At 39.6% G+C, this 14,808-nt stretch carries 15 protein-coding genes and 1 pseudogene; 10 read left to right on the top strand and 6 right to left on the bottom strand.

Annotated elements, in window-relative coordinates; genetic code table 11:
* Positions 1-37 precede the first annotated feature (37 nt).
* From NLP_RS24050 to NLP_RS24040, 3 genes are all read left to right on the top strand, one after another.
* Positions 38-1,288, top strand: coding sequence for an MFS transporter (locus tag NLP_RS24050; RefSeq protein ID WP_104908520.1), 1,251 nt, complete (start codon positions 38-40; stop codon positions 1,286-1,288).
* A 153-nt stretch (positions 1,289-1,441) separates the two neighbouring features.
* Entirely contained in the window at positions 1,442-3,037 is a 1,596-nt protein-coding gene (locus NLP_RS24045; protein ID WP_104908519.1) for a DHA2 family efflux MFS transporter permease subunit, read from the top strand.
* Positions 3,038-3,085: 48 nt separating this feature from the next.
* A complete protein-coding gene (locus NLP_RS24040; protein ID WP_104908518.1) occupies positions 3,086-3,667 on the top strand; it encodes a Uma2 family endonuclease in 582 nt (193 codons plus the stop codon).
* Here NLP_RS24040 and NLP_RS24035 read toward each other — a convergent pair.
* The 3 genes from NLP_RS24035 to acs all read right to left on the bottom strand — a co-directional run bounded on the left by NLP_RS24035 (position 3,664) and on the right by acs (position 7,793).
* On the bottom strand, positions 3,664-4,443 hold the full coding sequence (locus tag NLP_RS24035; protein WP_104910014.1) for a Uma2 family endonuclease: 780 nt from the start codon (positions 4,441-4,443) through the stop codon (positions 3,664-3,666). The two genes, NLP_RS24040 and NLP_RS24035, sit on opposite strands and share 4 nt — an antisense overlap.
* A gap of 563 nt (positions 4,444-5,006) precedes the next feature.
* Positions 5,007-5,687, bottom strand: a complete 681-nt coding sequence (locus tag NLP_RS24025; protein WP_104908516.1) for a tetratricopeptide repeat protein — start codon at positions 5,685-5,687, stop codon at positions 5,007-5,009.
* 132 nt (positions 5,688-5,819) lie between these two features.
* The gene (gene acs / locus NLP_RS24020) at positions 5,820-7,793 is read right to left on the bottom strand and encodes an acetate--CoA ligase (RefSeq protein ID WP_104908515.1); all 1,974 of its coding nucleotides are present in this window, start codon (positions 7,791-7,793) and stop codon (positions 5,820-5,822) included.
* A 229-nt stretch (positions 7,794-8,022) separates the two neighbouring features.
* On the opposite strand from acs, the gene NLP_RS24015 reads away from it, so the two are divergent.
* From NLP_RS24015 to NLP_RS24000, 4 genes and pseudogenes are all read left to right on the top strand, one after another.
* Positions 8,023-8,667 carry a restriction endonuclease subunit R gene (locus tag NLP_RS24015; RefSeq protein ID WP_104908514.1) on the top strand — a complete coding sequence of 215 codons (645 nt, stop codon included), beginning with the start codon at positions 8,023-8,025 and terminating at the stop codon, positions 8,665-8,667.
* Between the two features lie 29 nt (positions 8,668-8,696).
* Positions 8,697-9,425 (top strand): annotated as a pseudogene (locus NLP_RS24010) (Uma2 family endonuclease).
* A 92-nt stretch (positions 9,426-9,517) separates the two neighbouring features.
* Positions 9,518-10,207 carry a hypothetical protein gene (locus NLP_RS24005; RefSeq protein ID WP_199784677.1) on the top strand — a complete coding sequence of 230 codons (690 nt, stop codon included), beginning with the start codon at positions 9,518-9,520 and terminating at the stop codon, positions 10,205-10,207.
* Positions 10,208-10,274: 67 nt separating this feature from the next.
* Positions 10,275-10,715, top strand: coding sequence for a hypothetical protein (locus NLP_RS24000; protein ID WP_104910013.1), 441 nt, complete (start codon positions 10,275-10,277; stop codon positions 10,713-10,715).
* Between the two features lie 91 nt (positions 10,716-10,806).
* Here NLP_RS24000 and NLP_RS23995 read toward each other — a convergent pair whose 3' ends face one another.
* The 3 genes from NLP_RS23995 to NLP_RS34310 are packed head-to-tail and all read right to left on the bottom strand — an operon-like array spanning position 10,807 to position 11,497.
* Positions 10,807-11,058, bottom strand: a complete 252-nt coding sequence (locus NLP_RS23995) for a type II toxin-antitoxin system RelE family toxin (protein WP_104908512.1) — start codon at positions 11,056-11,058, stop codon at positions 10,807-10,809.
* A complete protein-coding gene (locus NLP_RS23990) occupies positions 11,055-11,324 on the bottom strand; it encodes a DUF6887 family protein (RefSeq protein WP_104908511.1) in 270 nt (89 codons plus the stop codon). Before NLP_RS23990 ends, NLP_RS23995 begins: the two co-directional genes overlap by 4 nt.
* Entirely contained in the window at positions 11,321-11,497 is a 177-nt protein-coding gene (locus tag NLP_RS34310) for a DUF6888 family protein (RefSeq protein WP_094347859.1), read from the bottom strand. Before NLP_RS34310 ends, NLP_RS23990 begins: the two co-directional genes overlap by 4 nt.
* Before the next feature lie 278 nt (positions 11,498-11,775).
* On the opposite strand from NLP_RS34310, the gene NLP_RS23985 reads away from it, so the two are divergent.
* The 3 genes from NLP_RS23985 to NLP_RS23975 are packed head-to-tail and all read left to right on the top strand — an operon-like array spanning position 11,776 to position 14,797.
* Positions 11,776-12,087, top strand: a complete 312-nt coding sequence (locus NLP_RS23985) for a hypothetical protein (RefSeq protein WP_234017378.1) — start codon at positions 11,776-11,778, stop codon at positions 12,085-12,087.
* A 31-nt stretch (positions 12,088-12,118) separates the two neighbouring features.
* Complete coding sequence (locus NLP_RS23980) at positions 12,119-14,122, top strand: hypothetical protein (RefSeq protein WP_104908510.1); 2,004 nt, start codon at positions 12,119-12,121, stop codon at positions 14,120-14,122.
* Between the two features lie 21 nt (positions 14,123-14,143).
* Positions 14,144-14,797 carry an OmpA/MotB family protein gene (locus tag NLP_RS23975; RefSeq protein ID WP_104908509.1) on the top strand — a complete coding sequence of 218 codons (654 nt, stop codon included), beginning with the start codon at positions 14,144-14,146 and terminating at the stop codon, positions 14,795-14,797.
* Positions 14,798-14,808: the final 11 nt, after the last annotated feature.

Raw genomic sequence — 14,808 nt, 5'->3', positions numbered from 1 at the left:
TATCTATGAAAGCAGATTGGTATAAAACAAGCCTGACATGAGAAAATCGCTACTACCTGCTTTAAGATCAAGAAACTACCAGCTGTTTTTTGCTGGACAAGGTATTTCCCTAATTGGGACGTGGATGACGCAACTTGCCACAATTTGGCTAGTTTATGACTTGACAAAATCCCCATTAATGCTAGGAGTTGTGGGATTTTCGAGTCAAATTCCTAACTTTTTTTTAGCTCCCTTTGGCGGAGTATTTGTAGATCGCTTTTCTCGGTATCGCACCTTAATTGGTACGCAAATCTTGGCGATGATTCAATCGTTAACATTAGCAGTGCTGGCGCTGACTGGTGTGATTGAGGTATGGCAGATCATCGCCTTGAGTTTGTTCCAAGGATTTATTAACGCCTTAGATGCGCCAGCCCGTCAAGCTTTTGTGCCAGAATTGGTTGAAAACAGAGGAGATTTAGCCAATGCGATCGCTATCAACTCCACGATGGTTAACGGTGCGCGATTAATTGGCCCTGCGATCGCGGGTTTATTAATTGCTGGTATTGGAACTGGCTATTGTTTTTTAATTGATGGTTTGAGCTATGTTGCTGTAATCGCCGCTTTATTGGCGATGAAAGTTGAACCTTGGAAAAATTTGGTAACTGACGGTAATCCCTTGCAAAAAGTCAAAGAGGGATTTGTATATGCTTTTAGCTTTCCACCTATTCGTTCTGTCTTATTACTATCAGCTTTAGTTAGTCTGATGGGGCTGCAAAACACTATTCTCGTCCCAGTTATTGCCGAACAAGTTCTTAAAGGTGGTGCAGAAAGTTTGGGTTTTTTGATGGCGGCATCTGGAGTTGGAGCCTTAACTGGTGGTATTTATCTAGCTACGCGCCAAACCATCTTAGGAATTGGCAAATTGATTGCTTTAGCTCCAGCAATTTTAGGAGCTGGTTTAATCGGCTTTTCTTTGTCTCGATTTTTACCACTTTCTTTATTTACAATGTTATTCGTTGGCTTAGGAACAATTCTCCAGATTGCTGCTAGCAACACATTTTTACAAACCATTGTCGAAGACGATAAACGCGGGCGATTGATGAGCTTATATACAATGTCATTTTTGGGGATGATTCCCGTGGGTAATTTATTAGGAGGTTTTTTAGCAAGTCATATTGGCGCTCCTAACACTTTAATGATTGATGGGATAGCTTGTATTTTAGGGTCAATTATTTTTAGCAGACAGTTGCCTGCTTTAAGAAAAATAATGCGTCCAATTTATGAGCAAAAGGGGATTATTACGACTTAAGAAGTTTAAGATAAATAACCGCAGTTAAATTTAGATTTATCTTAATGGAGCTTTCTATAGCAATTCTTTTTTAATTTTTAGCATTGCTGATTCAAGCTCACGCAGAGGCAAAGAACATTTTTTGCTACTTAACCTTGAAAATGGAACAAAGTTATGGCTAATACAGGTGTAATTCGTCAGCAAGGGCAAAATCCTGCTTTACCACCAGAGTATGTACCGCTAAAAACCTGGATTGGTGTATTAGCTAGTATGCTTGGTGCATTTATGGCGGTATTGGATATTCAAATAACTAATGCTTCGCTGGAATATATTCAAGCAAGTTTAGGAGCAACTCTCGAAGAAGGTTCTTGGATTTCTACCGCGTATCTCGTAGCAGAAATTGTGGTAATTCCTCTAACAGGATGGTTGTCACGAGTATTTTCTCTGCAACGTTATTTATTAGTCAATACTGCACTATTTATCTTCTTTTCTATTTGCTGTGGTTGGTCGTGGGATCTCAATTCCATGATTTTCTTTCGGGTCTTACAAGGTTTTAGTGGAGGAGTTTTAATTCCTACAGCTATGACAGTTGTCTTAACAACTTTACCCCAATCAAAACAATCAGTCGGACTGGCTGCATTTGGGTTTAGTGCAGTTTTTGCACCCTCAATTGGCCCAACATTAGGAGGTTGGTTAACAGAAAATTTTGGTTGGGAATACAACTTTTATATAAATGTAATTCCAGGGGCATTAATGCTGGCTGGTGTTTGGTACGGAATTAAGCAAGAAAAACCCCAAATTAATTTACTCAAACAAGGTGACTGGTGGGGAATTATTGCGATGGCTATTGGCTTAGGTTCCCTGCAAGTTGTTTTAGAAGAAGGTAGCCGTAAAGATTGGTTTGGTTCAGCGTTAATTGTGCGCTTAAGTGTAATCGCGGTAATTTTTTTGGCGATATTTTTCTTTATAGAATTAACTCGTAAACAACCATTTATTAATTTACGGCTTGTACTTAGGCGGAACTTTGGTTTAGCCAGTATTGTCAATGTGTCGTTGGGAGTAGGATTGTATGGTTCAATTTATATTTTACCGTTGTATCTTGCCCAAATTCAAAAATACAATGCTCTGCAAATTGGTGAAGTATTGATTTGGGCTGGTATTCCCCAACTATTTATTATTCCCCTCATCCCGAAATTGATGCAACGCATTGACGTGCGTTTCATGGTAGCTTTTGGTGTGACTTTGTTTTCCATTAGTGCATTTATGAACTCTGGAATGACTAATGAAACAGGATTAGATCAATTACGCTGGTCGCAATTTGTGCGTGCGATGGGACAACCCCTAATTATGGTGCCGCTTAGTTCTATTGCCACTGCTGGTTTGAGTCCGAAAGAAGCAGGTTCGGCAAGTGGTTTATTTAATATGATGCGGAATCTAGGCGGTTCTATCGGAATTGCTTCTTTAGCGACTTTATTGGCAAATAGAGAGCAATTTCACTCGAATAGATTGGGTGATGGAGTATCTTTATATAATCCAGAAACTCAACAGCGAATTGACCAGATGACACAGTATTTTGTTAGTCGCGGAGCAGATTTGAGTACAGCCCAAAATGAAGCGATCGCATCTATATCCAATATAGTCCGCCGGGAAGCATTTGTAATGGCTTTTAACGATTGTTTCTACTTTATTGGTATCGCTTTGTTAGTTAGTGGCATTGCTATTTTATTCCTCAAAAAGGTGAAGCCAACTGGTGGCGCTGTCGCTCATTAAATTTGTTGTATGAGTTAAAATGTTTGATAAAACTACTAAGGTACTAAAATGGTCATTAGCCAAAGTGAGTACTATATCTCCCCAGAAGAATATCTAGAAGGCGAGAAAGTAAGTGAAATCAAACACGAGTATATTGATGGGCAAGTCTACGCAATGGCAGGGGCAAGTGATGCTCATGTTACTATCGTAGGAAATTTGTTTGTACTGCTACGAAACCATCTGCGGGGTAGTGGTTGCCGTGTCTATATGTTAGACATGAAAACACAAATTGATGTCATAAATCGCTATTTTTATCCTGATGTAATGGTGACTTGCGATGCACGAGATAAAGAATTTGAATATTTTAAGTGCTATCCTTGCTTAATTATCGAAGTGCTTTCTGAGTCAACTGAAGGCTATGACAGAGGAAAAAAATTTGCTAGTTATCGACACTTAGAATCATTACAAGAATATGTGCTAATTTCACCAGACCGAATGAGTGTAGAATGCTTCCGCCGCAATCAGGAAGGACATTGGGTACTTTACCCTTATGAAAAAGGGGAAGAAGTGCATTTAGGTAGCGTTGATTTTCGGTGTGCGATCCCAGAAATATATGAAGATGTAATATTGATAGATGATGATATTTCCTAATCTAACATTTCTGGGTCAATTCCTAAAGCGTTGAGTTGTTCAGCAGAGAGCGATCGCAATTTCTCTACAATTCTCTCTCGCTTTTGTCGCTCAACTTCCGCCCTTTCTCGCTCAATCACAGCACGTTCCTCACCTGTTAGCAGTAAATTTCCTTGTGCATCCCACCAGCGTAACCAAGGTAACTCTGCATTCTGATAAAATCCTTGCCAGATTCCTAACTCTACACCCATAGGAACAATTGGGTAATATCCTCGTTCATTGGGTTGCATTAGTTCATAAGTATTATCGACTAGGTGGTAAACTTGCACTTGCGCTTTTGCTACTTCATAAATCCCATAATAAGGCACTCGAATTGCCTGCTCATAAACCCAAAACTTACCAACATTTCCACCTTCACCTTGAGATGGCGGTGTGTTATCTCGTTCTTCTGAACCATCTCCAGAGACAAATTCAATCACAATTAGGGGTGCAACATACTCCTTCCACAGCACATAAGAACGGCGCATTTTACCGTTAAGTGTCGGTGGTACATTGGGTACATAAAACCAGTCTGGTGCTTCAGCCCCTTTCTCAGGAGGATCTGTTAATCGCCAGTAGATACCAGAATCTTGTCCAATACAATATTGACTATCAGGATGAAGTTCCTCTAAGACAAGTTTAATCGAGTCAGTGAGTAAGATACTTTGAGGATGCTCTTGCCAGTTTTTCACGAACGTACCATCTGAGTCGGGTAACTGGGTGTGGTCAGGTAAAGTTAATGCCGATAGGGAAGTCATAGGCTTTAACCAATGGGTTGTCTGATTCTTATTGTAGATTGCTATTTTACTATTTTTGAATAGACGCGCTACTAGGTTAGATGCCATTTATATAACAAAAGTCAATCTTTCTATATGAAAAAAGCTATTACGATTACTGCGGATATTTTCTATATCCTCACAATCATTCGCATTCGGCTTAACTATAGACAATAGAAAATGAGAACCTATTACTCGTAAATCGCATGGTATTACATGAGTTGGTATATCAAAAATCCATCCTATGCCTGCCCATGCAGTATTCTCTGAACGTTCCCAGACTACCCTTGTGTATCCTCCATCCATGTGAAAAATCACTCTTACAGTTTCTCTGGCTAAAAAAAATATTTCATTCATTACTACAAATTATTTTGTTTTGATATATCAAAGATTTGTAGATTAGATTCTTCAAAATCTAAGGAACATTTCAATTTATTCCCCCCTTTAAAACAGTGGGGTTAGGGGGGATCTTTACTTGAAAAACACCCTTTTAAAGTTAATCGTCAACAACTCTTCTGAATTTTCTCGACTGAATAATATGATTATCAGGAAACACCTGGCTCATCAGCAGTTTTGATCTCTTTTAAAATTCGTTCTACTTGGTTAACTTTTTCACCTCTATTCTGTGCTTTGAAAATATTTAAAGCTTTTTCTAAAGAAGATAGCGCCTCGTCTTTTTTATTTGTTTGCCACAATGCTACTGCGAAATTAGTCAGCCCCTCGCCATAATTAGGATTAATTTCCAGAGCTTTTTTATATTCAGTAATGGCTTGTTCCCAGCGACTCTGGCTTGCGTAAACAACACCGATCGCATTGTAAGCTATTGCGTATTTTGGCCGGAGGCGAATGGCTTCTCGATAGGAGCTAATTGCATCTTCTGGTTTCTTTTGCCGAAAAAGCACATTTCCCAGTTGAAAGTGTCCAAAAGCATCTTCTGGGAACTTTTTAATTAATTTGCGTAAATTTTCCTCTGCACCTGTTAAGTCTCCCTGACTAAATAAAGCATTGGCTTGTTGCAGGAGTTGCGATCGCTCTGGTGTATCTGTACCTGAAGCTTGTGCTATTTTTTGTGGTTGTCTCTGTGCAGACTGTTCTGGCGAATGCAAAGAAACTTGTCCAGGAACCGCTAAGACTAATGGTGATATCCCCATTACACTGATAATACTCAGCATCATGCAGCCAATAGGTTGAACAAATGCTGATTTGGATTTGCACTTCACCTTCATCGCCCTGAATGCCTCAATAATGTTCTAATCTTTATAATAAATTGCCCTGCGTTAGTGCGTAACGCATCACAAAACAAACGGTAAGGGTCGCATACATATATGTGCGCCCCTACTAAGCTCATTTGGAATTATTTACGCGCCTTCTCGTAACTTATCTAACACGCTCCGATCTTCCAATGTCGAAGTATCTCCAGATACCTCTTGTCCAGCAGCTAGATTCCGCAATAAGCGCCGCATAATCTTACCCGATCGCGTTTTGGGCAAAGCGTCTGTAAAGCGGATTTCTCCCGGACGGGCGATCGCACCAATTTCTTTGACAACGTGTATTTTGAGTTCTTTACTCAGTTCCTCACTTGCCTGATAAGTGCCTTCTAAAGTCACAAAAGCAACTACTTCTTCACCTTTGAGTTCATCTGGCTTACCCACTACCGCCGCTTCTGCAACTGCTGGGTGAGAAACTAAAGCTGATTCTACTTCCATTGTACCGAGTCGGTGTCCTGATACATTCAATACGTCATCCACACGACCCATTACCCAGAAATAGCCGTCTTCATCTTGTCTTGCGCCATCACCAGCAAAGTAAATATAATTACCATCTTTGGGCGGAATGTGTTCCCAGTAAGTGCGGCGGAAGCGTTCTGGATCGCCGTAGACTGTCCGCATCATTCCTGGCCACGGATGTCGCACTGCTAAATAACCGCCTTCCTTATTGGGTACGGTGTTTCCTTCTAAATCTATGACATCTGCAATAATTCCAGGGAAGGGAAGAGTTGCGGAACCGGGTTTGGTGGGAATTGCCCCTGGTAGTGGTGTAATCATAATACCGCCGGTTTCCGTTTGCCACCAAGTATCCACAATTGGACAGCGTTCCCCACCAATAACTTTGTGATACCACATCCAAGCTTCCGGGTTAATTGGTTCGCCGACGGTTCCCAACAAACGCAACGAAGACAGGTTTCGCGCATTCGGATGTTGTTCGCCCATCTTAATAAATGCCCGAATTGCCGTAGGTGCGGTATAAAAAATATTAACGCCGTATTTTTCAATTACATCCCAGAAACAGCCAGGATTAGAAGCACGGGGCGCACCTTCATACATCACCGTAGTTGCGCCGTTGGAAAGGGGGCCGTAGACAATGTAGCTGTGTCCTGTAATCCAACCGACATCCGCAGTACACCAATATACATCCGTGTCTTGGAGGTCGAATATCCACTTGGTGGTCATGTGCGTATACAAATTATAACCAGCAGTTGTATGCACTACGCCCTTCGGTTTGCCCGTGCTGCCGGAAGTGTAGAGGACAAACAGCATATCTTCACTGTCCATCGGTTCGGCGGGACAATCTGCTGATACTCCTTTTTGCAAATCATGCCACCAATGATCGCGTCCGCCCAACTGCATATAAGTTTCTTGTCCAGTGCGCTTGACAACTAGGACATTTTCGACACTGGGAACAGCACCATCAGCTAAAGCTTTGTCTACCTGTTCCTTGAGAGGCACGATCGCATCTTTGCGCCAACCACCATCAGCCGTGATTACCAGTTTAGCCTGAGCATCAATTAAGCGATCGCGCAAAGCTTCGGCACTAAAACCACCAAATACCACGCTGTGGGGTGCGCCGATTCGGGCACAAGCTAACATGGCGATCGCAGCTTCGGGAATCATTGGCATATAAATACCAACGCGATCGCCTTTTTGGACACCCAGTTGCTTCAATACATTGGCAAACTGGCAAACTTCCCGGTGCAGTTGGGCATAAGTGAGGGTACGCGAATCACCTGGTTCGCCTTCCCAAATCAATGCTGCTTTATTTTTGCGCCAGGTAGTGAGATGTCTGTCAAGGCAATTGTAAGAAATATTTATTTTACCACCAACGAACCATTTAGCAAAAGGTGGTTCCCAGTCTAATACTGTATCCCATTTTTGGAACCATTCTAATTCTGTTCCAGCCAAATCTGCCCAAAATTGCTGTGGATCGGCTTTGGCTTTGTCATAAAGGCGCTGATAGTCTTCCAGACTTTTGATATGAGCATTTTGCGAGAATTCCGAGGCAGGATGAAAGAGGCGGTTCTCTTGTAGGATTGATTCTATAGTTGGTTGAGACATGGTTAGTTATGAGTGCGATCGCTATTGTTACTAAAAACTATTCTTAGCCCAGTTGTGCTAGACATTATTTAGATTTTCGTTAAGCTAGGTAGAAATTGCCGAGTTATTTAGTTTACATTCATTTTCATCTAGCAAAAGCAAGCGATCAAGAAATGTAAAGACGTTTTACAACCTATCTATCGGGAATGTTGCAAAATGTAAGTAGTCTTGACAAACATCTTCTAAAATTATGACGCTCACTGTTGAAGCTAGCAGTTTATCTCTCAACGATGTTCATCGCTTTCTCAAAGTAGAAAAGCTTTTAAATGGTTCATTCACAGACTTCTTAAGTCTAGAACTACTTTCTGAGTTTGAACAGCAGGATTTATTACGAATTAGAAACGACTTTGATCGTTATTTAAGCGCAGGAAAAATTTCTGAAGGTTTGGTTAAATTTATAACGATCGCACCCTTAATGCGGTTAGCAGGATTTTACGATGTGCCGATTCGGTTGACAATGGAAGATAGCATTGCGATCGCAATCGAAGATGAGGACAGAAGAATTACCGGACGGATGGATATTTTAGCAATTAACAATCCTCAAAGTAATATTGCGCCGCCTTTTTGGGTTCTAGTAATTGAAACGAAAAATAGTTCGGTCAATGTGATTGAGGGTTTACCTCAATTACTCACTTATGCTTTTAAGAGTATAGAGCAACAACCATCAGTTTGGGGTTTGGTAACTAATGGACAGCTTTATCAATTTATTTATCTAAGACATGACAACCAGTCAACTTATGAGTTAATGCCATTATTAAATTTGAGTCAATCTCCAGATGCAATAGAGTTATTACAAGTTTTCAAAGCCGTCTGCAAGTTACCGAATTTTCAGTAAAATGAACGCAAATCGCGGAGCGATCGCTGATGTCTGAACCTGCTACTTTAGAATTCATCTCTGATAATATTTCAGAGGAAGAAGTAATTTTTCCTCCTGGTGATATACTGAGTGACGAGCCACCCTTGGAAAGTGATCTACACCGTGACCAAATCGATTTGCTGATTCGCATCCTAAAATTATGGTGGCGAGAAAGGCAAGATTTTTATGCTTCTGGCAATTTGACAATTTACTACAGTTCTAATCAAAAAAAATCAGAACATTTTCGTGGCCCAGACTTTTTTGTAGTTTTGGGAACCCAGAAAAAAGACCGTAAGAGTTGGGTAGTCTGGCAAGAAGACGGCAAATATCCAAACCTGATTGTGGAAATTTTGTCAAGTTCAACGGCAGCAGTTGATAAAGGTTTAAAAAAACAAGTTTATCAAGATACCTTCCGTACACCAGATTATTTCTGGTTTGACCCTGTAACAATGGAACTCCAGGGATTTCATCTAGTTGATGGTAGGTATCAAGAAATTCAAACCACTACTGATGGACGTTTGTGGAGTCAGCAGTTAGAACTTTATTTGGGAGTTTATGAAGGTAAATTAAGATTCTTCACTACTGAAAATCAATTGATACTATCATCATAAGAATTGGCTGAACAAGAACGTTTACGTGCCGAACAGGCAGAAGAACGTGCCGAACGAGCAGAGCAAGAAATTGTTAAACTGCGGGAGGTTTTACGTATACAGGGCATCGAACTAGAGAATATTTGATTACATCAAGAAATTAACTAAAGACATTTTCAAGTTAAAATCTAGTTATCAATGTGTAAAAAAAGCGTAATCTTCTGAAAGTAGGGCATCGATTGCAAGCACAAGAAATTAAGGATAAGCTAAAGTCCCTTATCGAGCAAGCCTCCTCGATAGATCATAATTTAGCGAGAAGATTAGATGAAATCAATCGTTGGGTAAAAGACATCAAACCAGGTTCCCTGACTGCAAAACCCTTTGTCATTGCCTTTCTGCTAGAGGTGATTACGGATTCGACAATATGGCTGATAATCAAATCTTTACCTTCAGAAGAGGAACAAAAAGCCAAGTTCGAGATGATGACGCCAATTGAGAGATATTGGTATGGTTATCTATTTCCCAGATGGTTTAATGCAAGTGACTCCAAGTTTTATATTTGGAAGCAAAAATTGATGGCAGGCGAATTTAATCAGGTAGATGATGATATCATTAAATCAATAGCCCAAGATATTGTTCAGCGAGAAGGTAGTTTTTGGCAGCGTTATATAGCCGACCTTTCTATGGCAACAGATTTAATTGTTAGTCGTAACAATCAACCACTGTGTATTCAAGTTACCAGTGTTTCTGAAGAACTTAATCACCAAAAGTACGAAGCTTGGCAAAATACACTGCGATCGTGGGAAATCGAGAGAGGATTGTTCTTAAGTTACAATCCCAAGGATACTAATTTTGTCAACCAGTTAGTCAACGTGGCCCTGTATAACAGTGATTACCTTTCTGGTGGTAAATATTTAAAATTTTCGTGAATTTTCAGGAATTTGATATTTCAGATTTGTGTCTAGCCTATATACTTACGTGCTAATTACAGCTTTTATGCCTAATAAAAGAGAAACTCACTGCAATAATCAAGTAGATACATTTGCTGAAGCTTTAGCGACGGCGCGACAAATGCAGCAGAACTGGCTAACTTATGGGGTTGATTTTGTCAATATTTACGTTGAAGATGTGGAGGGAGACTGGCTAGAAACATGGGGAGATGACGAAATATTAGGTAATTCTCGATTAGATACTATCAAGGAATTTTTGGTAAGTAATGATAGTGTAGCCGTTAAAGTAAGAGAGCATTTAGGAGAGCGATCGCTGTTTGATTTTGCAGTAAAATTAGATGAATATTGGAGAATTTCTCAAGTAGATGACAGGCTATCTGCTGTAAAAAATCTGCTAGCTGGTGAAGGAAATAGTATTGATACAGATCATATCAGGTTATTGGATTTAGCAAATAGTCTGCTGGTAAAGTTGGCAGAGATTTTGTGAGATTTTTAGTTGCGTAGTGGTATTATAAATTTTGAAGTTTTATTTTGGTTGCCATTGGATGGTTATAAGCGATCGCTTTTCCAAACGAGCTTTAATAATCTTTGAGATGTGCAATCTTTATCACTGTTACTAGCAAGGGTTGATCCTCAATCTTGTAAATAATGCGGTATTCACCCAAACGAACCTTATACAGTCGTTCAGTCTCCTTCAATGGGTGAGCGTCTTCTGGAAGTGGATTTAATGCTAATTCCTCTAACTTTTGTGCTAGTAGTTGTTGCACTACTGAGTCCAATTGTGTAATTGTCTGCACAGATGAAGGTGCTAATACTACTTGGTAGCTCATATTCCTAGCTCCCTTTTAATATCTTTAAAGGGTGTTGTCCCCAGCCCTGCAATTTCCTCTAGTACCTTATAAGCATCTCTTGCATCAGCCTCATCTAACTTTGCTTCAATTAGCTCATACATCTGCTCTGTTGAGGTAATTTCAATCCCTGGTTCTTCTCTAAGTTTGTCCGTTAATGCATAAAAAGCTTCTCGATCGTCTCGATGTTCCAACACATAAGCTCTTAACTCTTGTTTGGTCATCCCTTGAAAATTTGCCTTAGTCATAAATATCTTACCCTCCCATTTGGCAATATTTCTACTTCAAAACTTTGTCCAGCCAGAATGTAAATGCGTGTTGTCCGTTCATCTAATCTTACCAAGTAAATTGGTAGGTACATCTGAGTTAAATCCTGACACACCTTAAATAATTCAATTGCTTGTTCATTAGTTGGTTTCATTCAATATAATTAGCAAAATACCAGTAAAAAAATTCCCAATTTGTAGGGTGCGTTATTAAAACATCCTCTATTAAATAGCAATGGCGTTGAGAAAAGGTTAATTTATGCACCTTTTCAACGCCCAAAGAGCAATTTGACATCAAAAATTACTTTTATCAATATAACTTTAGCAAAAAAGTTAAATAAGTTTCCCTTTTGGGAATTATAGACCTATTGAAGCTCAGGCAAGTAGGTCAAAAGCATTGATTAGTGAAACTACGAAACTATTCTATCCCTCAGTGGAAAAATTGGTTAACGAAATAGTTGCGGTTAACCACGCTTGGAAAGTCGCTTGTGAATTATTTGGACAAGATTCACCCCTATCTATTTCTTCACGGGATTTAAAAACCTGTTTGCAGGTGCGTTTGTTGCGAAGCTATGCACCAGAACAGGTTTATTTAATTGAGGATAAAGAATCAGAAGGTGAACCACTTTACAGCTTACGTCTCCGAGAACCTATAGGAAACCGCTTGTATGCAGAACATCTGCCAATGCGGGTAGCTCAAGAGGTTCTTGCGGATAAAGAATTACAGCAATTTAAAAAGATATAACCAAGATAAACAAGAAGGGTGCAGCGTCAAAATGGCAAAAGTTTGGGATATTATTTGGCATAACGAACCTTTTCATTGGGCAATTGCTTTTGTATTAATAGTCGCAATTATTGTCGAGTTTTACACATTATTGCAGTATTGGCGCTTAGAGTGTGGAACAACTGAAACCGCAATTAAATTGATGAAAAAGGGTAAACATGTAAAGCTTTCAAACGAAGTTAGTGACTGGTTAAAAAAGTATTTAGGAACCGATGATCTAAGCATAATTAGTCAACAAGCGCAAAAGGATGGCAAGTTCGTACTGATAAAGTATCCATCTGTCTTAGCCCAGCCCATACCTCGTAGTTCCCTACGTTTCGTGACAACGTTGTGTACTGCTATTGGTCTTTTAGGAACATTTTATGGTATTCAACAGGGACTCCAAGGAATCAATTTATCTGCAAAAGACACCAACGAGCTGATAACTGCCAGTAAAGAGCTACTGGTGGGAATGAAAACAGCTTTCTCCACTTCCATGATGGGTCTTGGTTCTGGTAGTGTATTCACCTTAGTTTTATTTGTATGTGATTCGCTACGGCAGAAAAGGCGCGATAGTTTACGCCATAAATTCAATGCGATTGCCACTTTAAAAACAGCAGATAATGCCAACCATGAAGTAGCTGAAGCACTTAGTCTTGTAGCAAAAAATTTGACTGGGTTAAAGCAGCTAAATGCAGAAGGCATTGGTGAAGCTGTAGGTAGGAGTATTGCAGAACAGTTTGCAGGTTTAAATCAGTTATCAGCCCAAGCTATTGGTAAAGCTGTAGGCCAGCAAATGTTCCCAGCCTTGGAAGCAATATTCAAAGAACAGAAAAAACTTCGGGAACTCCAAGAAAATCAAGGACAGAAAGTTTTAGAAGAACTTATCAAGGATCTGCGAATTCAGGTACTCGAACCCATTGCAGATCGATTAGATAAAAGTGCAGAGTTAACCCAGCAAGCTTCTACCGCAGTACTGAACCTACATAAGGAACTTGGTGGTATCTCTGAAAGTTTGGCAAATTCCATCCTGACGATTCAGAACTTTCAACACGAAACTTTAGTAAAACTAGAAGGATTTGCTAAGAATTTGGGAGACACTCTCAATCAATTTAAAACAGATACAAGAGATGTTTTACAAGTAATAGCCGACGAAATTAATCAATCTGTAGATCATAGTATTGAAGGAATGACAGCCCAGCGAAGTGCTTTTGAAGCCAGTGCAGAAAAAGCGGCTGCTACCTTCGGAGGAATTCGAGAGGAACTGCAAAAAGCACTACAAGAACGCGCAATAGTAGAACAGCAGATGCTTCAAGCTACTCGGACTGGAATTATCCAAATTCTCACCCAAGCAAATACAACCTTTCATGAGCAAACTAATACTCTAAAAACAGTGGGTGATCAAGCCTCTGGATTGATGAATGATGCGAAGGATAATCTTATGGCTACTTTAGGAAATATCGATGCAACACTCACAGCCACCCGCCGAACAGTAGAGGAAGATTTGACAAAATTCCGGCAAGAATATCAAGAGAATTTAAAGAAGTTTTTTCAAGAACAAAATATCTTACTTGAGGGGACACTAGGCAAACAACAGGAAGGATTATCTGGAGTTGTGAACAATATTGATAAAGTTTTCCGAGAGGAATTTGAAAGACGTAGTAAATTGACTGGAGAAGTAGACAAAAGTATGACTAAAATTCAGGAGTCTGTCGAACAAATTAACAGATTAGTTAGTGCATCTGGATTAAATGATGCACAACGACTAATGCAACTAGAAAATCTTGCTCGTGGTATTGGTCAGGAAGTGCAAAGAGTGGACAATTCATACAGGGATTTGCATCAAAAATTTGACAATAGCCTTCAGTCTTGGCAGGGTCATCTTGAAGGTGCTATGCAAAGAACTGTTGACTTACAGGTAAGTTTTTTCCAACAAGCAGATAAGTCTATGGCTAGAGTTTGTGGAGATGTACTCAAAACAGCAGAAGTACTGTTAGAAGCAAATAAGAAATATTAAATTATTAATGGAATAATTAAAATGACTAATTTTATCAGCGACGAATTTGTTGATACAGAAATAGCTGAGGATGATGATTCTAGTATCTATCTGTCTATTGCCGATATGATGTCTAGTTTACTAATGTTTTTTGCGTTGCTATTTATCACTACACTACTCCAGCTTGCACAAAAGGATGCACCAAAACAGGGAGTAATTGGTAATGTTGTGGGACAGATGAAAAGCAACAATATCAATGTTAAAGTTAACCCAGAAAATGGGGATGTCAGTATCCAAGAATCAATTCTTTTTGCCAAGGGAAGTACAGAACTTAAACCAGAAGGTAAAGCCTTTCTACGCCGCTTTATTCCTGTTTACAGTGGGGTTATTTTCTCAAAACCAGAATTTGATAAGGAAATTAGCCGCGTAGTTATAGAAGGTCACACTAGCTCAGATGGAGACGACAAAACCAATCTACAACTAAGCTTGTTGCGATCAGCATCAGTTTATAAATACATTTTCTATGATATGAGTTTCCCTACCAAAGCACCTTTAAGCCAGAAAATATTAGCTGCTGGCCGTGGAGAAATTGAATCTGACAAGAAACGTGATAATCCAGGCGATCGCAAGGTAGTTTTCCGCTTTCAGTTTCGCAGTGATGAGTTAAAGAAAGATATTGTAAAAACCTCTCTTTAAAGGAGCTAAAA

This window comes from Nostoc sp. 'Lobaria pulmonaria (5183) cyanobiont' (genome assembly GCF_002949795.1).
In the GTDB taxonomy this organism is placed as follows: domain Bacteria; phylum Cyanobacteriota; class Cyanobacteriia; order Cyanobacteriales; family Nostocaceae; genus Nostoc.
This window is presented reverse-complemented; position numbering and strand designations above follow the sequence as displayed.